The sequence below is a fragment of the Blautia sp. OM06-15AC genome (genome assembly GCF_003481425.1).
Lineage (GTDB): Bacteria > Bacillota > Clostridia > Lachnospirales > Lachnospiraceae > Fusicatenibacter > Fusicatenibacter saccharivorans.
On sequence record NZ_QULD01000009.1, the window covers coordinates 116,747 to 135,899 of the forward strand.

The window sequence follows — 19,153 nt, forward strand, 5'->3', positions numbered from 1 at the left end:
ACAAGAAAGGATGAATCACGCATGAAAGATGCAACCATTTCTGAACTTTATGATTTAACCCAGACCATTGCCGCAAAAATCTTTGAAGGCAAAACGTATCCATGGGAAGTGCTTCCGCTCATTAAAGATTTTATTCTTGAACTCGGCGAAACACTCGATCCGGCAGAATACGAAAAACGCGGTGAAAATGTCTGGATCGCAAAAGATGCCGTGATCGCACCGACCGCTTCCATTAACGGCCCATGCATCATTGGAAAAGGCGCTGAGATCCGTCAGTGTGCCTTTATCCGCGGAAACGCCATCGTCGGCGAAGGCGCTGTCGTTGGAAACTCCACCGAACTGAAAAATGTCATTCTCTTTAATAAAGTACAGGTTCCGCATTACAACTATGTCGGCGACTCTGTTCTTGGATACAAAGCCCATATGGGTGCCGGTTCCATTACTTCCAATGTAAAATCCGATAAGAAGCTCGTTGTTGTCAAAGGCGCAGATGAACAGATCGAAACCGGACTGAAAAAATTCGGTGCGATGCTCGGCGATGAAGTCGAGGTCGGCTGTAACAGCGTATTGAACCCGGGAACGGTTGTCGGAAGAAATTCCAACATTTATCCACTCTCCTGTATTCGCGGTGTGATCCCGTCAGGTCATATTTTTAAGAATGCGAAAGAAATTGTCAAAAAAATCTGATAATTAAAAAAATTCTCTTTTATCGAGAGAAAACCAAACCGATTGATTTAAAAGACCGCCGGAAATTTTATCGTTTTCCGGTGGTCTTTGCAATTTTTTATCAAAATATGCTGGACGAATGACCAATTTTGTGAGACAATAACCATAGGTCTGTGAACAGGCTGGAAACAGTCCGTTCGAAAGACAAAAGCTCAAATAAGTACATATTTGAAAGGAGTTTAACAATGACTTATTCACACGAAGTAGAAATGATGTGTCCGGTTGCCCAGGGCGTGCATCACGGTGCAGCTCCGATTCCGGAGGAAGCAAAATGGGTAAAAGCAAAAGAAATCAAAGACATTTCCGGATTCACTCACGGTATTGGCTGGTGCGCACCGCAGCAGGGTACCTGCAAGCTGACTCTGAACGTAAAAGAGGGCGTTATCCAGGAAGCTCTCGTTGAGACCATCGGATGTTCAGGAATGACTCATTCTGCAGCTATGGCATCTGAGATTCTGCCAGGACTTACCATCCTTGAGGCACTGAATACTGACCTTGTGTGTGATGCTATCAATACTGCTATGAGAGAGCTCTTCCTGCAGATCGTTTACGGAAGAAGCCAGAGTGCATTCTCCGAGGACGGACTGGTTGTAGGCGCAGGCCTGGAAGACCTTGGTAAAGGACTTCGTTCCCAGGTTGGTACCATGTACGGAACTCTTGCAAAAGGACCTCGTTATCTGGAGATGACCGACGGTTATGTAACAGGTATCGCTCTGGATGCAGATGATGAGATTATCGGTTACAAATTCATCAACTTCGGAAAGATGATGGACTTCATCAAAGCCGGCGATGATGCAAACACAGCTTTCGAAAAAGCAAGCGGACAGTACGGACGTGTTGCTGATGCTGTTAAGATCGTTGACCCGAGAAAAGAGTAATCAGATAATTTAGGAGGATAGGAAAATGGCTTTATTTGAATCATATGAAAGAAGAGAGAAACAGATTCTGGCTAAGCTTGCTGAGTACGGAATCAACTCCATCGAAGAAGCTGCAGAAGTTACAAAAGCTGCTGGCCTTGATGTATACAAAATGATCGAAGGCATTCAGCCAATCTGCTTCGAGAATGCAAAATGGGCTTACACTGTAGGCGCAGCAATCGCAATCAAAAAAGGATGCCGCAAAGCTTCTGAAGCTGCTGCAGCAATCGGTGAGGGACTTCAGTCCTTCTGTATCCCGGGTTCTGTAGCAGATCAGCGTAAAGTTGGTCTTGGCCATGGTAACCTTGGTAAAATGCTTCTGGAAGAGGACACCGAGTGCTTCGCATTCCTGGCTGGACATGAGTCCTTCGCAGCTGCTGAGGGTGCTATCGGTATCGCTGAAAAAGCAAACAAAGTACGTCAGAAACCTCTGCGTGTTATCCTGAACGGTCTTGGAAAAGACGCTGCTCAGATCATCGCTCGTATCAACGGCTTTACTTATGTAGAGACTGAGTATGACTACTACACCGGAGAACTGAAAGAAGTATTCAGAAAAGCATACTCCGATGGACCGCGTGCGAAAGTTAACTGCTACGGCGCTAACGACGTTCGTGAAGGCGTTGCTATCATGTGGAAAGAGAACGTTGACGTTTCCATCACCGGAAACTCCACCAACCCGACTCGTTTCCAGCATCCAGTTGCAGGTACCTACAAAAAAGAGCGTATCGAAGCTGGTAAAAAATACTTCTCCGTTGCTTCCGGCGGTGGTACAGGACGTACTCTTCACCCGGACAACATGGCAGCAGGTCCTGCTTCCTACGGTATGACCGATACTATGGGACGTATGCATTCTGACGCTCAGTTTGCAGGTTCTTCTTCTGTACCGGCTCACGTAGAAATGATGGGTCTGATCGGCGCAGGAAACAACCCAATGGTTGGTATGACTGTTGCTGTAGCTGTTGCTGTTGAAGAGGCAGCAAAAGCTGGCAAATTCTAAGATTAGCCAAACTTTGCGTAAATAAAATTATTTGAGCAAAAAAGAAGCGCCGCGGGAATTTTCCCGTATGGCGCTTCTTTTTTGCTGCTTTCGATATCCTGCAAAGTTGGGCGTGCAGATTGCAGGAACGATGTTTCAAACACATGCTATATTCTTTTGATCCATGCACAAAAAACGCCTCTGAACCCAAAACGTTTCAGAGGCGTTTTTTATATCATTCTAAGCATTATTTTGCAGCGATAAACTTCTTTGCAACCAGTGTCTCTGCACAAAGTACTGCTCCGCCTGCTGCGCCGCGGACCGTGTTGTGGGACAGACCTACGAATTTCCAGTCGTAGATGGAATCCTCTCTTAAACGGCCTACGTTGATTCCCATACCGTTCTCGTAGTTGACATCCAGTGTTACCTGCGGACGGTTATCTTCTGTCATGTAACGGATGAACTGTTTCGGTGCGCTTGGCAGATTCAGCTCCTGCGGAAGGCCTTTGAAGTTCTCCAGTTTTTCGATCAGCTGCTCTTTCGTCGGTTTCTTGCGGAATTTTACGAAAACAGCTGCGGTGTGTCCGTTTAATACCGGAACACGGATACACTGACAGGTGATCTTCGGCTCAGTTGCTTTTACGATCACGCCGTTTTCAATTTTACCCCAGATACGAAGCGGCTCCTGCTCGCTCTTCTCTTCTTCTCCGCCGATGAACGGGATGATGTTTCCTTCCATCTCCGGCCAGTCTTTGAAGGTTTTTCCTGCTCCGGAAATTGCCTGGTATGTGGTTGCAACCACTTCATATGGCTCGAACTCTTTCCATGCCGTTAATACCGGTGCATAGCTCTGGATTGAGCAGTTCGGTTTTACAGCGATAAAGCCTCTCTTGGTTCCCAGACGTTTTTTCTGAAACTCGATAACATCGAAGTGCTCCGGGTTGATTTCCGGAACTACCATCGGAACATCCGGTGTCCAGCGGTGTGCGCTGTTGTTGGAAACAACCGGTGTCTCGGTCTTTGCATATGCTTCTTCAATCGCTTTGATCTCATCTTTCGACATATCAACAGCGGAAAATACAAAATCTACGGTAGATGCCACATGCTCTACATCATTTACATTCATCACAACGAGCTTTTTCACTGCTTCCGGCATTGGAGTATCCATTTTCCAGCGTCCGCCGACTGCTTCCTCATATGTTTTTCCGGCACTTCTCGGACTTGCTGCCAGGGTCACAACTTCAAACCACGGATGGTTCTCCAGCAGAGAAATAAATCTCTGTCCTACCATACCGGTTGCTCCTAAAATTCCTACTCTCAATTTCTGCTCCATTGGTTTCATCTCCTTGTTCTTCTGTGGCGTACATTTGTGCGTCTCATGTCATACTATACCAATTTTTTCAAAATTGCAACTGTTTTTTCAATTTTCCTGTAAATATTTTTTATTCTGCTCGATGACAGCCTGCATCGCATCTGCTCCCGGCGCGCCGATCGTGTTGCGTCGTTCTACGCAGTTCTTCATACTGATGGCATCATAAATATCATCCTCGAAGACCGGGCTGATCGCTTTGTACTCTTCGAGTTTCATATCATCAAGGGAGATTCCTTTGTCAATGCAGTACAGAACGAGACGGCCGACAATGCCATGTGCATCGCGGAACGGAACGCCTTTTCCAACAAGGTAATCAGCTGCGTCCGTTGCATTCGTGAAACCGTTCTTTGCACTGTTCTCCATGCGGTCTTTTTTGAAGTGCATGGTAGAAAGCATGCCATTGAACAGAGCCAGGCATCCTTTTACGGTGTCGATGGCATCGAAGGTCAGCTCTTTATCCTCCTGCATATCTTTGTTGTACGCCAGCGGGATTCCCTTCATAGTGGTGAGCATTGACATCAGAGCTGCGTAAACGCGGCCTGTTTTTCCTCGAACAAGCTCTGCGATATCCGGATTCTTTTTCTGCGGCATGATACTGCTTCCGGTGCTGTATGCGTCGTCGATGTCCACAAACTGATACTCATTGGTATTCCAGATGATGATCTCCTCGGAGAAGCGGGAAAGATGCATCATAATCGTAGAAAGAGCACTGAGGAGCTCAATGACATAGTCACGGTCGGATACGGAATCCATGCTGTTTAAGGTCGGGCCGTCAAAGCCGAGCAGCTCTGCTGTGTAAGCGCGGTCCAACGGATACGTCGTTCCAGCCAGCGCACCGGAACCGAGCGGACAGTAATTCATTCTCTTGTAGATGTCTGCAAGGCGGCCTCTGTCGCGGCGGAACATTTCAAAATATGCGCCCATGTGATGTGCCAGTGTGATCGGCTGTGCTTTCTGCAGATGGGTGAATCCCGGCATATAGGTGTGAATGTTCTCTTCCATGATTTTTTCGAGTGTTACCAGCACCTCTTTGACGAGTGCATCAATCTCGGTGATCTCATCGCGGACATAAAGTTTCATATCGAGGGCTACCTGGTCATTGCGGCTTCTTCCGGTGTGCAGCTTCTTTCCGGCGTCTCCGATGCGGTCGATCAGGTTTGCCTCCACGAAGCTGTGGATATCCTCATATTCGCTGGTGATTTCCAGTTTTCCGCTCTCTACATCGGCAAGAATCCCCTCCAGTCCTGCAAGAATCTGGTCTCTCTCCTCTTCTGTCAGGATGCCCTGTTTTGCCAGCATCTTTACATGTGCCATGCTGCCTTTGATGTCCTGTTTATAGAATTTCTGATCAAAGCTGATGGATGCATTAAAATTATACACTAACTTGTCGGTCTCTTTTGTGAACCGTCCGCCCCATAACTGTGCCATTTTCATTCCTCTTTTCCTGTAAGTTTTTTAAATTATCATGCATTATTATACAAGCATCCAACCTTCCTTTGCAAGTCAAATCACCTACTTTCCCGAATTTCGGCGTTTTGTGTAGTTTTTTTCCAGCCAGCCCAAGATGCCGTACAATCCTGCCGCAACGAGGCAGAGGATCAGGATGGACAGGATTACCCAGTCAAGTCTGAACAGATTTGCCCACCTTTTTGCGGCAGAGACGCTCGTCAGCCGCCCGATTTGCCGCTATCCAGAGCTCTTCAGAGACGATAGCAGGAATTTTCCCCGCATAGACGTACTGCCCGCCCGGCGGTGTAGGGAGCGTTTTTCCGGTGTTAAAATCGTAATGCTTCTTGTTCATGACTACGGTGCCTTTATTCATGGGATTCCGCACCATGCGGATAATGTCTGTTCCAGAGAATGGTTTTCCGGCGCGGCTGCGGACGCCCTCCGCTGCCAGAACCGCCGCAATTTTCCGTCCGCCGAGACCGTCTGCACAGAGTTCGTACATACGGCGCTTCACTGCGGCCTCCTCCGGGATGATCTCAATCGCTCCGTCTGCCGTCCGCCGGTAACCATAACTTTTTGAGGTCAGCACCGGCTTTCCATTATTCTGCTGCCGTTTCTGGTGCGCCAGATTCATCTTCTTGCTCAGCTCCCGGCTGTACTCCTCCGCCAGAATCGCCTTAATGCCGGTCAGAAGCGCGTCTTCCGGCGAATAGAATGTGTTCTCCAGATAAAAATACAGCCGCTTTCCGGCGCAGTTTAAGCGGTCTGCGAACAGATACCAGTCCCGCGTGTTCCGCATCAGGCGGTCCTGCGACTTGATTACGACGACATCAAACCGGTTCTGCTCGAGATCCTCGTACAGGCGGTTATATTCCCATCTGCCCTTCCGGCTCGTACCGGAGCGGCTCTCCACGTAGGCATCCACAAGCCTCCATCCTCTTGCCCGGATTGCCTCTTCCGCCTCCGCCGCCTGTCTTACCAGCGCATCCTTCTGATTTTCCTCCTCGGTGCTGCACCTTGCATAATAAACCGCACGCAGCTTCTCCTCTTCCATCTCCTGTCTCACTTTCCAGATGCTTCTCTTTACTATATAGAAAAAAGGACCGGAAAGTTCCGACCCTCTTTTTGTAATTTCTTTTACGGATTGCACCGTCCGCACGGCTCATAGCCTTCGGCGATCAGGTCCTCGCGCGGTCCCTGATATGTCGCCTTGTTTTCATCCTTAATCGAGCTGACGCTGGAGCATGACGGCAGGTGGAATTTCATGCTGGATGTGTTCATGACATATTCCTGCTGATCCGTCATCGTTCCGCTGCTTTCGCTTAACGTGCTGTCTCCCGTTGCATAATTAATTGAGATGCCCGGCTGATTGTTGTATGCGAAGATATGGAAGGAAATGCCCTCGCCGTCATCTTCCATGGAAAGTGCCTCCATCTCCACACCGTCCGCTACAAGGTTGTCCCCGGTAAAAATTGGTGTAACGCGGTACAGCACATGGTTTCCGGTCTCTTTGACGTAGTCGGCAACCATGTTTTCAAACGGCAGCATGCCCTCGACATTCAGATAACGTGTTCCAGTGATCAGATTCTTCTCGTTTGCATTCTCACCGGTCAGCTGGTATCCGATCAGATGGCAGCGGTTGTACAGATATTTACCTTCCACCTGATCGTATTTTACCGTATGCCAGCCCGTCGGCTTTACCTGGCCGATCGCGCCGCGCTTCTCCGTCGGCATCAGATCCTGGCCAATATTCGCCTCTGCCACGCCGCACCGTCCCAGGCTGTCCAGATCGCTGTAATGCTCGTACGACTCGGTCGTCTTTTCCTCATCGGTAAAATCCGGCTCATTTCCGTTTAAAACGACATACGGTTCACCGGAAAACTCCGGAACATCAAGAACTGAAACGGCCGTCGGTGCCTGATCGGTAATCTGGGATTCCGTCATCGTATAAGCGGCCGTAACCTCCGAACCGGAATCTGCTCTCTCCGTCGAGAGAAGATCCTGCGCCTCACAGCCGGTCAGTGTCAGAGCAAGAAGCGCCGCCAGCAGCAGAAGCTGTTTTCTTAGTTTTTTCATTTCTCATATACCTCTTTCGTTATTTTCTCATGGGAATAGCCTGCAAACTCCTCCTCAGACACTTTATTCCATTTGGAAAGATCCAGGTCGAATTTCCGGTCAGACGGATAATGCCGGTTCCACCAGAAAACGATGATTTTCTCTATCTTCGCTTCCACAGCCTGCAGTCCTGTATTCTCCACAAAGCAGTATTCTCCTTCGCCTGCCTGCTCCAGAAAATCTGCCGCCGCCTGAAGTGTTACCTTCCCACTCTCCTTCTGCTCCGCGAACAGCTTTTCCGAAGCCGGATTCATCCAGAGCGTTTTCCCCTCACACAGTTCGCAGATTTTTTCCGTTACCACGCGGTCCCGCGAAACGCGTCGTCCGCCAAACTGCATTCCTCTTCGTTCTTCCAGACATACGATTCCAATCATCTGTCATCCTCCCTTCTCTTGCGTGTGCATATCTGAACACCTGACTGCCGTAGATAATCAGATAGCCAAGCCCCTCTCTTGCCCCGATAAACTCTCCGATTACAACACCGACGAGGCACAGGCCGATGTTGACCTTCCACACGGCGAGCAGCCCCGGAAACGACCACGGCAGCACAACGCGGAACAGCATATCCTTCTTCGTTCCGCCGAGTGTTGCAATCAGGCGGAGCATATCCGGCTCCACACTCTGAAAGCTGCTGTAAATGCTGATCACCGAGCCGAATATCGCAACGGAAATGCCGGCCGTGATGATCGTTTTCACGTTTGCCCCCATCCACACAATGAGAAGCGGGGCGAGCGCCGATTTCGGCAGGCTGTTCAGGACTACCAGGTACGGCTCCATCACCGCAGAAAAGCGCGGAAAGAGCCACAAAAGCACAGCGAACGCCATGCCAAGTGCCGAGACGAGCAGAAAGCTGATTCCCGTCTCATACACCGTGATCCCGATATGGCGCAGAAGGTTCTGCTCCGTCAGCAGGGTCACGAACGTTTTTCCCACCCGCACAGGGCTGGAAAAGATAAACGGATCGATCCATCTCAGATCCGCCGCCACCTCCCATAATACCAGAAAACTGACGAGAAGCAAAGCCCGAAACACCCGCACCTGCTCCCGTTCTCTTTTTTTCTGCCGGAGATACGCCCTCTGAAAGCTGCTCTCCGGCGTTTTTGCCTGCTCACGCATTTTCATTCAGCTCCTTCCAGATGGCATTGAAATACGTTTTAAATTCCGGCGCACTGCGCGCTTTCATCGGCGTGCGCTCCTCCATCGCAAACCGGATCGGAATCTTTTTTTTCACATATGCCGGCCGTGCCGCCAGAACAATCACACGGTCCGCCATGCTGATGGCCTCCGAAATATCGTGTGTCACGAGAATTGCTGTCTTTCCCTCTTTTTTGATGATCTTTCCGATATCATCACAGACGTTCAGCCTCGTCTGGTAGTCGAGAGCGGAGAACGGCTCGTCAAGCAGCAGAAGATCCGGCTCCATCGCCAGTGTACGGATCAGTGCCGCCCTCTGCCGCATACCGCCGGAAAGTTCGGACGGACGGGCATTGGAAAAGGATTTCAGGCCGTATGTCTCCATCATCTCCCCGACTTTTTCTTTCCGCTCGGGTGTCAGCGTGCGCGAAATCTCAAGGCCCAGCAGAACGTTGCTGTAGATGGTCCGCCATTCAAACAGGTGGTCTCTCTGCAGCATGTAGCCGATATGGAGATCCGCCTCCGTGATCGGCCGTCCGCGGCTCAGCAGAGTTCCCGCCTCCGGCTTTAAAAGACCGGAAATCAAGTTCAGGATCGTGCTCTTTCCGCAGCCGCTCGGTCCGACAAGAGCAACAAATTCCCCCGTTTTTACCGAAAAGGTCAGATCGCACAGCGCCGGTGTTTCTCCTTTCATGGTGTGATAGGACAGTGATATATGCTCTAATGACAGGATTTGATCATCCATTTTTTTGCATCCTCCTCTATCTATAAGATATCATATGCAGCTTGCATCCCAGCCGCGCTGAGGCTATAATAGAAAGGATTGAAAGATACCAGGAGGTTTGAAGATACATTATGGCCAATAAAAGAAATTACCAGAAGGAGCTGGATGCGAAGATTGCAGGACTTCACGGTGAAGTTCCGACCTTGCTGCTGCACAGCTGCTGTGCGCCGTGCAGCAGTTACGTGCTGGAATATCTGTCGCAGTATTTTTCCATTACGCTCTTTTACTATAATCCCAACATCTATCCGCCGACGGAGTACGAGCACCGCGTGGAGGAACAGCAGCGTCTGATCCATTCTCTTCCCGCCGTGCATCCGATTTCCTTCTGCCCCGGCCCGTACGATTCTGACCGGTTCTATGAGCTGACACGCGGGATGGAAAATGTGCCGGAGGGCGGCGAGCGCTGTTTTGTCTGCTATGAAATGCGGCTCCGCGAAGCGGCCGAAATGGCAAAGCAGCTCAAACTCGACTATTTTACAACAACCCTCTCCATCAGCCCGCTGAAAAACGCGGAAAAGCTGAATGAAATCGGAGAACGGCTTGCCGCCGAATACGGGATCCCATATCTCAATTCAGATTTCAAGAAACGGGGCGGCTACCAGCGTTCCATCGAACTTTCCCATGAATACGGCCTCTACCGCCAGGACTACTGCGGCTGCGTCTTTTCCCGCCGGGAACGCGACGCACGGGTGGCAGCACAGGAAAATGGCAACAGCTGATGTGCTCTTTGAAGTGCCCGGCCAAAAGCTCCGTCAGGATATGCTGTACGAACTGATTTTCCTGAAACTTGTAACAGCAAACGCCCTTTGCAGCAGATCTTTTTCCTGCAAAGGGCGTTCGTATTTCTGTCATATTTCTCATGATACCAGAAAACCCACAGAACCTTACGTCCTGCGGGTTTCTAAAGAATAAGCCGAAAATCAGATTCGAACTGACGACCCCTTCATTACGAGTGAAGTGCTCTACCGGCTGAGCTATTTCGGCCTGTGAAATTTATTTCCTGAATGACACAATCATTATTATACCGTATTTTTTTGAAATTGCAAGCATTTTTTTGAAATTTATGAATCTTTTTCTAAAATTTGTTCCGCCCCACTGATTTCCCGCCGTTTCCATCCCTGTTGTTTTCACCTCCCTGACGCAAATTTTATGCATAAACTTTGTCCTTACTTTCAAAAATTAAGGAAAACCATCCCTTTTCCTTATAAAAATTAATGTATTTTGAAAGAAAAGCATTGACAACCGCCAAAAAAGTAAGTATAGTTTTTAACTAAAGGAAGAAAGGGGCTGTTGTCATGACCATGCAATACGATAATCTGGAAGACAAGCTCAGTCAGCTTGTAGAGTATACGAAAGATTCCGGAAAGATTGATTTATCTTTATACACTGAGTACGATGTAAAACGGGGACTGCGTGATTCCACTGGTAAAGGTGTTCTCACCGGCCTGACCGAAATTTCCGATGTTATCGGCTTCGATATTGATGAGCGCACCGGCGAAAAAGTTCCGACCGATGGCCGTCTCTATTTTCAGGGCTATAACGTCGCAGATCTGATCAAAGGTATGGAAGGACGACGCTTCGGTTTTGAAGAGATTACCTATCTTCTTCTGTTCGGTTCTCTTCCGACAGAACCGCAGTTAAATGATTTCAACGAAATTTTAAGTATCTACCGCGAGCTGCCGGACACTTTTGTCCGCGACGTTGTCATGAAGGCAACCAGCAAAAACATGATGAATACTCTGCAGCGCTGTGTGCTGACCCTGTATTCCTACGACGAAAAGCCAGATGACATTTCCATTCCGAACGTCCTCCGCCAGGCTTTGAGTCTGATCGCCAAAATGCCGCTGATCGCCGTTTACGGCTACCATGCATACCGCCACTACCACGAAAACCAGAACCTGATCATCCGAAATCCGAAACCGGAGCTGTCGATGGCTGAAAACATTCTGCAGATGCTTCACCCGGATGGAGATTACACTGCTCTGGAGGCAAAGGTTCTCGATGTTGCGTTAATTCTTCACGCAGACCACGGCGGCGGAAATAACTCAACATTTACGACACACGTTGTCTCCTCCTCCGGAACCGATACCTACTCTGCTGTTGCGGCTTCTTTAAGTTCCTTAAAAGGACCGCGCCACGGCGGTGCCAACTTGAAGGTTATGGAGATGTTTGAAAATATTGAAGAGAATGTTATAAACTGGGAAGACGAAAACGAACTGCGCACCTACCTGACCAAAATACTTGATCGTGAAGCATTCGATGGAACTGGTCTTGTCTATGGTATGGGCCATGCTGTTTATACCCTGTCCGATCCACGTTGTGTGATTCTGAAAGAATATGCAAAGAAGCTTTCCGCTGAGAAGCACCGCGAGAAAGAATTTGCTCTCTATGAGTCTGTAGAACGCATTGCCGGCGAGTGTATCGCCAAAAAGCGCCGTCTGCTCAAACCAGTCTGTGCAAATGTTGATTTCTACAGCGGTTTCGTCTACGCAATGCTTGGCCTTCCAAAAGAGCTCTACACCCCGATCTTTGCTATCTCCCGTATCTCCGGCTGGTCCGCACACCGGATCGAAGAGCTTGTCAACGAAGGAAAGATCATCCGTCCGGCTTATAAATATGTCGGTCATCATCGTCCGTACGTTGCCATTGAAAGAAGAACCCCAAGAAAGACTTCCCACAGTTTTTCAAATAACTAAAAAATTATGCAAAAAGGACACCTGCCCGTACCGTTCTGGTATCGGGCAGGTGTCCTTTTATTGCCAAGTGATCTCTCTAAAAACCCGCGGAGCGTGCTTCTCATGGTTATAAACAAAACTCTGCGTTATACCCGGATCTTTGTTCCCTTGGTGTCTCGTTTTGCCAGCTTAATCTTCGCTGTCAGAGAAATCTCTTTGTCGTGATACGTGATCGTGTAATCCATCCGGCTTGCCAGCAGATACGCATGCTCTACCGCGTCGTCCTCTGCCATACGGATACCACGCACACCAACGGCTGCTTTTTTCTTCTCCGGCACTTCACTCGTAAGGAAGCGCAGGAAGACACCGTTTTTCGTCTGCAGAACCACATACTCCTGCTCCTGGCAGACCTCGGCAAGAATCAGACGGTCCTCCTCGGATGAAAGCTTCGTCGCCGCGATCGTTCGTTTTACGACATCAAACTCGGATCCATCGACAAGCTTTACCATACCGGCCGCGCTGACGAACAGCAGCTTATTGTTCTTGATATGTTCCAGTGCATCGACGTAAATCATCTGCTCCTTCTGGCTGCTGTAATTTCCAAGGTTGTCGATCGGCGTTCCCTTGTCACGGAATCTTCCATACGGGATGTCCATTACTTTGATGCTGTGCATCATTCCAAGATCCGTAAAGACGCAGATCTTATCGGTGTTTTTGCACTGGAACACATATTTGTTCTCGTTGTGCACAGCCTCTTTGTTCCGCTCGTAAGCAGACGTATCGATCGTCTTCGCATAACCGAAGCGGTCCATCAGGAAGACAACATCCATCTCCTCGACCTTCGGCTCCTCAAGAACAATCGCCTCAGCATTCTCAATCGCCGTTTTCCGCTTGTGGCCGTACTCTTTTTTTATCTGCGTCAGGTCTTCCATAATAACTTCCGACATCGAGTCGTAATGATTTAAGATATCCTCGTACTTTGTAATCTTCGCCACAGTCGCCTCATGATCTTTTAAGAGTGCTTCCACTTCCAGTCCGATCAGTTTCTGCAGACGCATCTCCAGAATCGCCGTTGCCTGGCGTTCCGTAAAGCAGAGCTGTGCTGCCATACGCTCACTTGACTTTGATTTGAAGCGGATACCATCGGTCACTCCCATAATCAGACACTCTTTGACCTGCTTCTGTGTCTTGCTTCCGCGCAGGATCTCAATGATCAGATCGATCACATCGCATGCCTTGATCAGACCTTCCTGCACCTCGCGGCGCTCCATCTCTTTGCGGAGAAGGTTCTGGTATTTGCGGGTTGCCACTTCAAACTGGAAATCAACGTGATGCTCGATCACCTGTTTAAGGCTTAACGTCTCCGGTCTTCCATCTGCCACGGCGAGCATGTTGACACCGAACGTATCTTCCAGACGTGTTTTCTTGTACAGCAGATTCGTGATCCGCTCCACATCCGCGCCTTTTTTCAGTTCGAGCACGATGCGTGTTCCTTCTTTCGAGGACTGGTTGGAAATGTCGACGATTTCCGGCGCTTTCTTGCTCTCCACAAGCCCCGCCACATCGTTCAGGAACTTTCCGATGTTCGCACCGATCATCGGGTACGGAATTTCGGTGATCACAAGATACTGCTTTCCGTTTCTGCCTTTCTCCACTTCCACTTTTCCGCGGATTTTAATCTTTCCGACACCTTTTTCGTAGATCGACAGCAGGTCATCCTGATTGACGACAATACCGCCGGTCGGGAAATCCGGTCCTTTGATGTATTTCATCAGACCTTTGACGGTGATGTCGTTGTTTTTCATGTAGGCCTTGACCGCATCCACAATCTCACACAGGTTGTGCGGCGGAATGCTTGTTGCCATACCGACAGCGATACCGTCTGCGCCATTCAACAGAAGGTTCGGCACGCGCACCGGCAGAACAGACGGCTCTTTTTCCGTCTCGTCGAAGTTCGGTACGAAATCGACAACGTCTTTGTCGAGATCCTTTAAATAGACCTCCTGTGTAATTTTCTGCAGTCTCGCCTCGGTATATCGCATTGCAGCGGCACCGTCACCCTCAATCGACCCGAAGTTTCCGTGACCGTCCACAAGCGGCTGCCCTTTTTTGAAATCCTGTGCCATTACGACAAGAGCATCGTAAATGGAACTGTCGCCGTGCGGATGGTATTTACCCATCGTATCGCCGACGATACGCGCGCACTTTCGGAACGGCTTGTCGTACTGGATGCCGAGCTCATACATGTCATACAGAGTACGGCGCTGTACCGGCTTTAAACCGTCCCGCACGTCCGGAAGCGCTCGGGAAATGATGACGCTCATCGCATAATCAATATAAGATTTCTGCATGACCTCAGAATATTCGGTCCGTATAATCTGATCTTCTGATTTTTCTTTCATCTTCCTTTGTCCTTCCTGTTAAATATCCAGCTCTGCATCGGTTGCATGCTCATAAATAAATGCTTTCCGCGGCGGAACCTCGGTTCCCATCAGTACTTCCGTCACATCGGAGGCCATACGGGCATCCTCGATCTCCACACGCTTCAAAAGTCTCGTCTCCGGATTCAGTGTCGTCTCCCAGAGCTGCTCCGGGTCCATCTCGCCAAGACCTTTGTAGCGCTGCAGCGTAAATTTTTCTTTGTGTGTCTTTCTGTATTTTTCCAGTGCTTTGTCGTCGTACAGATACTCTTCTTTTCCGCGGGACGGCATTGCCTTGTAAAGAGGCGGCATCGCGATATAGACATGTCCCTCGTAGATCAGCTCCGGCATGAAACGGTAGAACAGTGTCAGCAGCAGCGTTGAAATATGCGCACCGTCGACATCGGCATCTGCCATGATGATAATTTTATCGTAACGGAGCTTTGTGATATCGAAGTCGTTGCCGTAACCCTCGGAAAAGCCGCAGCCGAATGCATTGATCATGGATTTGATCTCGGCATTTGCCAGAACTTTATCAATAGAAGCCTTCTCTACGTTCAGAATCTTACCGCGGATCGGCAGAATTGCCTGGAAATTACGGTCACGCGCCGTCTTTGCGGAACCGCCCGCAGAATCTCCCTCGACGATAAAGATCTCGCACAGCGACGGGTCCTTTTTCTCGCAGTTTGCCAGTTTGCCGTTCGTATCAAACGAATATTTCTGCTTGGTCAGCATATTCGTCTTGGCTTTTTCTTCGCTTCTGCGGATTTTGGCAGATCGCTCAGCGCAGGCAAGAACATTTTTCAGCACTTCGAGATTGCGGTCGAAATACAGCGGAATCTCCTCGCCCGTTACTTTTCCGGCGGCCTTTGCCGCATCCGGGTTGTCCAGCTTCGTTTTTGTCTGGCCCTCGAACCGCGGATCCGGGTGCTTGATCGAAATAACAGCGGTCATACCGTTTCGGATATCCGATCCCGTAAAGTTATTGTCTTTTTCTTTTAAGACACCGATCTCTCTGGCATAGCTGTTCATAATCGTCGTAAAGGTCGATTTGAAACCGGAAATATGGGTACCGCCCTCAGCGTTGTAGATATTATTACAGAAGCCGAGCACGTTTTCCTGGAATTCGTTGATATACTGGAACGCACATTCTACGGTAATGCCCTCAGATTCCCCTTTGAAATAAATCGGATCGTGGATTGCCTCTTTATTCTTATTCAGATCGCGCACAAAACCAACAATGCCGTCCGGCTCGTGATACGTCAGGTGCTCCTCTTTTCCATCGCGCAGATCGGAAAAATAAATGGTAAGCGCCGGGTTCAGATATGCAGTCTCATGAAGACGGCTTTTGACCTCTGTTGCGGAAAAACGTGTTTTCTCAAAGATTTCCGGATCCGGCAGGAAGTTGATGCGGGTTCCGCTGTTCTTCGTTTTTCCGATCTTCGGCAGCAGCCCATCCTCATCGAGTTCCTGTACGGCAACACCTCGTTCGTAGCGGTCGTGATAAACCCAGCCGCCGAGGCTGACCTGTACGTCAAGATAGGTGGAAAGCGCATTGACAACCGAAGAACCGACACCGTGCAGACCGCCGCTTGTCTTGTACGCATTGTTGTCGAATTTACCGCCGGCGTGCAGGGTTGTAAAAACGAGACGCTCCGCCGGAACGCCTTTTTCATGCATGCCGACCGGGATTCCGCGGCCGTTGTCGGTCACGGTCGCCGAGCCGTCTGCTTCAAGTGTTACGTGAATGGTGTCGCAGTAGCCCGCAAGATGCTCGTCCACCGCATTGTCTACAATTTCATAAATCAGATGATTCAGGCCTTTCCGCGAGGTACTTCCGATATACATACCAGGGCGCTTACGCACTGCTTCGAGACCTTCCAGCACGGAAATACTGCTGGCATCATACGTTTCTTTTTTTGGCATAACTGTTCTATCCTCACTTATGTGTTACTGTCTTTTTCTCTTAAAAATACTTCTGTCTGTCCCCTTTTGGGGCACAGTATTTTATTATATCATTTTTCTTCCCGGAATAGCAAGATTTTCTTTAGAAGAAAGAATCTCCTCCGTTCATCAGCTCCTTAAAAGAAGTCACGTAGCGGTCTGCTTCCTGCTCCATCTTTGCGCGGTTTCCTTCCCCGCTTCTGTCATACACGCCCACAGCCGCAAATCCGCCCATTTTGGCGCCGCGGATTCCCGTTAGGATATCTTCATATACCACACACGTTTCCGGCGGAAGAGACAGCTTTTCAGCCGCTTTCTCGTAGATATCCGGAAAGCCCTTGCCGCGCTTTACTTCCGAGACGGTGACAAATGCTTTAAAATACTCATAAATCCCATTTCTCTTTAAGGCCGGCTCATACAGCTCCGGGCTCGATGAGGTAGCAACCGCCATGCGGATTCCTTTTTCTTTTAAATAGCGGAGATATTCTGCTGCCCCGTCTTTTAACTCCACTTCATACGTATAGGCGTCGACCGCCATCTGATGCCACTCCTGAATCAGCTCTTCCGGCGTTTCCGGAAAGCCGAACCGTCTGATCGTGTAGCGGGCAGCCTCCAGAAAGCCGAGCGGTGTAATCGCCTCCTGATAATCCGGCGGAACCTCAAGTCCTCTCTTCTTTAAAAATGCAACATCGATGTCATCCCAGACCCACATCGAGTCGAGCAGTGTTCCGTCCAGATCAAAAATGGCTCCTTTGTACTGTTTCATTTGCCTTCTCCTTCTCTATTCTAATCTTTTTTCTTTCTTTTTAGAACGTATTTCTGTTTTTTCTTAGAACATTTGTTTGTTTCATCATACCATAACTGGCAAAAAATGCAAGTAAAATGCGAATTTCGCTACTTTTTGAAATTTTTTAAATTTTTTTCAAAAAAAACACTTGCATTTTCTCCAGACATCGTGTATTATAAGCGAGTACGGTTCGTTGGTCAAGAGGCTAAGACGTCGCCCTCTCACGGCGAAAACAGGGGTTCGATTCCCCTACGAACTGCTGAAGGTTCGCAGGATGCCTTCTCTCTTAAAAATCCTGTTTTAAGCGACATGGTTCGTTGGTCAAGAGGCTAAGACGTCGCCCTCTCACGGCGAAAACAGGGGTTCGATTCCCCTACGAACTGCTGAAGGTTTTGCAGAATCCCTTCTATTTAAAAATTCTGTTCTATATCATACGGTTCGTTGGTCAAGAGGCTAAGACGTCGCCCTCTCACGGCGAAAACAGGGGTTCGATTCCCCTACGAACTGTTTTGAAGCGGAGCCTGTGCGGCTCCGTTTTTTGTTGCTTTGCATTCTGTCTATTTGAAAAAGCCCGGCAGCTTTCCTGTCGGACTTTTTATTTTATCATTCTCTATTCTTTTCAGCTTCACTCTGCGTAAATCTTAACCAGCTCTTTCAGTATTGCCACCGCCAGTTCCATTCCCTCGACGGTAATGTGCTCATACGGTCCATGATACGCATATCCACCGGTTCCAAGGTTCGGGCACGGCAGACCCATGAAGCTTAAGCGCGCACCGTCTGTACCGCCGCGGATCGGAAGAATGATCGGCTCCATGCCGGCTCTTCTGGCTGCCTCTTCTGCATTTTCAATCAGATGGTAGCAGGGACGAATCTTCTCGGACATATTGCGGTACTGCTCTTTGATCTCCAGCTTTACGGTTCCTGCCCCGTATTTTTCATTCATCTCTTTTTCAATCCGGCGCAGATTCTCTTCTTTTGCTGCAAACTTCTCTGCATCGTGATCACGGATGATATATTCCGACTCGGCATGTGCTACATCACCGCTCATTCCGGTCAGGTGATAGAAGCCTTCGTATCCGTCTGTGTTTCTCGGAGACTCTGCTTCCGGCAGGAGAGACTGAATCTCGCTCGCTACAGCAATCGCATTAATCATCGTATCTTTCGCACTGCCCGGGTGAACATTAAATCCGGTCACGGTAAATTTTGCACCGGCTGCATTAAAGTTTTCGAACTCGATCTCTCCCTCTGCCCCACCGTCTACGGTATAAGCAAATTCTGCATCGAATCCCGGAACATCGAAGAAGTCAGCACCTTCTCCAATCTCTTCATCCGGTGTAAAGGCGATGGAAATCTGCCCATGTGGAAATTCTCCGGCAAGAAGCGCTTCTGCCAGCGTCATAATCTCTGCTACTCCTGCCTTATCATCTGCACCGAGTACCGTCGTTCCATCGCTTGTAATCAGCGTTTTACCGGCCAGGGATGCAAGATGCGGAAATACCGCAGTCTCCAGCGTTCTGCCGCTTTCAGACAGTTTCAGATCCTTTCCGTCATAATTTTCATGAACCACCGGGTTTACAGCATGGTCCGCAAAATCCGATACGGTATCCATATGGGCGATAAAACCCAGCTTTGTTTTGCTCTCATATCCCTTCGTTGCAGGAATCTTTCCATATACATAGCATTTTTCATCTATGCGGACATCCGACACGCCAAGCTTCTTCATTTCTTTTACCAGTTGCTCCGCCAGGACTCTCTGGCACGCGGAAGACGGATGTGTTCCGCTTCTTTCATCGCTTGGTGTCGGCACTTTAACATAATTCAGCAATCTTTCATATGCTTTCATGACGTATTTTC

General features: G+C 49.0%; 17 protein-coding genes and 4 tRNA genes. 9 read left to right on the forward strand and 12 right to left on the reverse strand.

Features of this window, described 5'->3' with window-relative positions; all coding sequences use genetic code 11:
- Nucleotides 1-21: 21 nt before the first annotated feature.
- The 4 genes from DXB83_RS12255 to DXB83_RS17400 all read left to right on the forward strand — a co-directional run bounded on the left by DXB83_RS12255 (nt 22) and on the right by DXB83_RS17400 (nt 2,800).
- On the forward strand, nt 22-687 hold the full coding sequence (locus DXB83_RS12255; RefSeq protein WP_118697694.1) for an acyltransferase: 666 nt from the start codon (nt 22-24) through the stop codon (nt 685-687).
- A gap of 224 nt (nt 688-911) precedes the next feature.
- Nucleotides 912-1,604 carry an iron-sulfur cluster assembly scaffold protein gene (locus DXB83_RS12260; RefSeq protein WP_022463018.1) on the forward strand — a complete coding sequence of 231 codons (693 nt, stop codon included), beginning with the start codon at nt 912-914 and terminating at the stop codon, nt 1,602-1,604.
- Nucleotides 1,605-1,629: 25 nt separating this feature from the next.
- Complete coding sequence (locus DXB83_RS12265; protein WP_022463017.1) at nt 1,630-2,640, forward strand: GGGtGRT protein; 1,011 nt, start codon at nt 1,630-1,632, stop codon at nt 2,638-2,640.
- A 67-nt stretch (nt 2,641-2,707) separates the two neighbouring features.
- Nucleotides 2,708-2,800, forward strand: a complete 93-nt coding sequence (locus DXB83_RS17400) for a DUF6783 domain-containing protein (protein ID WP_369123061.1) — start codon at nt 2,708-2,710, stop codon at nt 2,798-2,800.
- Between the two features lie 66 nt (nt 2,801-2,866).
- Here the strand turns inward: DXB83_RS17400 and asd are convergent, their stop codons facing one another.
- The 7 genes from asd to DXB83_RS12300 all read right to left on the reverse strand — a co-directional run bounded on the left by asd (nt 2,867) and on the right by DXB83_RS12300 (nt 9,434).
- Nucleotides 2,867-3,952, reverse strand: coding sequence for an aspartate-semialdehyde dehydrogenase (asd, locus tag DXB83_RS12270; RefSeq protein ID WP_022463016.1), 1,086 nt, complete (start codon nt 3,950-3,952; stop codon nt 2,867-2,869).
- 87 nt (nt 3,953-4,039) lie between these two features.
- The gene (argH, locus tag DXB83_RS12275; RefSeq protein ID WP_055228597.1) at nt 4,040-5,419 is read right to left on the reverse strand and encodes an argininosuccinate lyase; all 1,380 of its coding nucleotides are present in this window, start codon (nt 5,417-5,419) and stop codon (nt 4,040-4,042) included.
- 193 nt (nt 5,420-5,612) lie between these two features.
- Nucleotides 5,613-6,506 (reverse strand): recombinase family protein, encoded by an 894-nt coding sequence (locus DXB83_RS12280; RefSeq protein WP_055228577.1) that lies wholly within the window; start codon nt 6,504-6,506, stop codon nt 5,613-5,615.
- A gap of 71 nt (nt 6,507-6,577) precedes the next feature.
- Entirely contained in the window at nt 6,578-7,516 is a 939-nt protein-coding gene (locus DXB83_RS12285; protein ID WP_117510217.1) for a DNA/RNA non-specific endonuclease, read from the reverse strand.
- A complete protein-coding gene (locus DXB83_RS12290) occupies nt 7,513-7,929 on the reverse strand; it encodes a hypothetical protein (protein ID WP_055217698.1) in 417 nt (138 codons plus the stop codon). Before DXB83_RS12290 ends, DXB83_RS12285 begins: the two co-directional genes overlap by 4 nt.
- Entirely contained in the window at nt 7,826-8,677 is an 852-nt protein-coding gene (locus DXB83_RS12295) for an ABC transporter permease (protein WP_243108925.1), read from the reverse strand. The genes DXB83_RS12290 and DXB83_RS12295 overlap by 104 nt, the downstream gene beginning before the upstream one ends.
- Nucleotides 8,664-9,434: an ABC transporter ATP-binding protein gene (locus DXB83_RS12300; protein ID WP_117510218.1), complete on the reverse strand. Its 771-nt coding sequence runs from the start codon at nt 9,432-9,434 to the stop codon at nt 8,664-8,666. The genes DXB83_RS12295 and DXB83_RS12300 overlap by 14 nt, the downstream gene beginning before the upstream one ends.
- A 110-nt stretch (nt 9,435-9,544) precedes the next feature.
- Here DXB83_RS12300 and DXB83_RS12305 point away from each other — a divergent pair, with 110 nt between their 5' ends.
- Nucleotides 9,545-10,192, forward strand: a complete 648-nt coding sequence (locus DXB83_RS12305; RefSeq protein ID WP_118697695.1) for an epoxyqueuosine reductase QueH — start codon at nt 9,545-9,547, stop codon at nt 10,190-10,192.
- 192 nt (nt 10,193-10,384) lie between these two features.
- Here the strand turns inward: DXB83_RS12305 and DXB83_RS12315 are convergent.
- Nucleotides 10,385-10,457, reverse strand: a tRNA-Thr gene (locus DXB83_RS12315).
- Nucleotides 10,458-10,768: 311 nt separating this feature from the next.
- Between DXB83_RS12315 and DXB83_RS12320 the strand changes: the two genes are divergently transcribed.
- A complete protein-coding gene (locus DXB83_RS12320; protein ID WP_118697697.1) occupies nt 10,769-12,169 on the forward strand; it encodes a citrate/2-methylcitrate synthase in 1,401 nt (466 codons plus the stop codon).
- Between the two features lie 125 nt (nt 12,170-12,294).
- Here DXB83_RS12320 and DXB83_RS12325 read toward each other — a convergent pair whose 3' ends face one another.
- The 3 genes from DXB83_RS12325 to DXB83_RS12335 form a co-directional block, all read right to left on the reverse strand.
- Nucleotides 12,295-14,550 carry a DNA gyrase/topoisomerase IV subunit A gene (locus tag DXB83_RS12325; RefSeq protein ID WP_117510222.1) on the reverse strand — a complete coding sequence of 752 codons (2,256 nt, stop codon included), beginning with the start codon at nt 14,548-14,550 and terminating at the stop codon, nt 12,295-12,297.
- A gap of 18 nt (nt 14,551-14,568) precedes the next feature.
- Nucleotides 14,569-16,494 (reverse strand): DNA gyrase/topoisomerase IV subunit B, encoded by a 1,926-nt coding sequence (locus tag DXB83_RS12330; protein WP_117805360.1) that lies wholly within the window; start codon nt 16,492-16,494, stop codon nt 14,569-14,571.
- A 121-nt stretch (nt 16,495-16,615) separates the two neighbouring features.
- On the reverse strand, nt 16,616-17,278 hold the full coding sequence (locus tag DXB83_RS12335) for an HAD family hydrolase (protein WP_118697698.1): 663 nt from the start codon (nt 17,276-17,278) through the stop codon (nt 16,616-16,618).
- Between the two features lie 208 nt (nt 17,279-17,486).
- Between DXB83_RS12335 and DXB83_RS12340 the strand changes: the two genes are divergently transcribed.
- The 3 genes from DXB83_RS12340 (at nt 17,487) to DXB83_RS12350 (ending at nt 17,806) form a co-directional block, all read left to right on the forward strand.
- A tRNA-Glu gene (locus DXB83_RS12340) sits at nt 17,487-17,558 on the forward strand.
- A gap of 52 nt (nt 17,559-17,610) precedes the next feature.
- Nucleotides 17,611-17,682, forward strand: a tRNA-Glu gene (locus DXB83_RS12345).
- A 52-nt stretch (nt 17,683-17,734) separates the two neighbouring features.
- Nucleotides 17,735-17,806: transfer RNA gene (locus tag DXB83_RS12350), tRNA-Glu, on the forward strand.
- Between the two features lie 118 nt (nt 17,807-17,924).
- Here the strand turns inward: DXB83_RS12350 and pepT are convergent.
- Nucleotides 17,925-19,142: a peptidase T gene (pepT, locus tag DXB83_RS12355; RefSeq protein ID WP_118697699.1), complete on the reverse strand. Its 1,218-nt coding sequence runs from the start codon at nt 19,140-19,142 to the stop codon at nt 17,925-17,927.
- Nucleotides 19,143-19,153 lie beyond the last annotated feature (11 nt).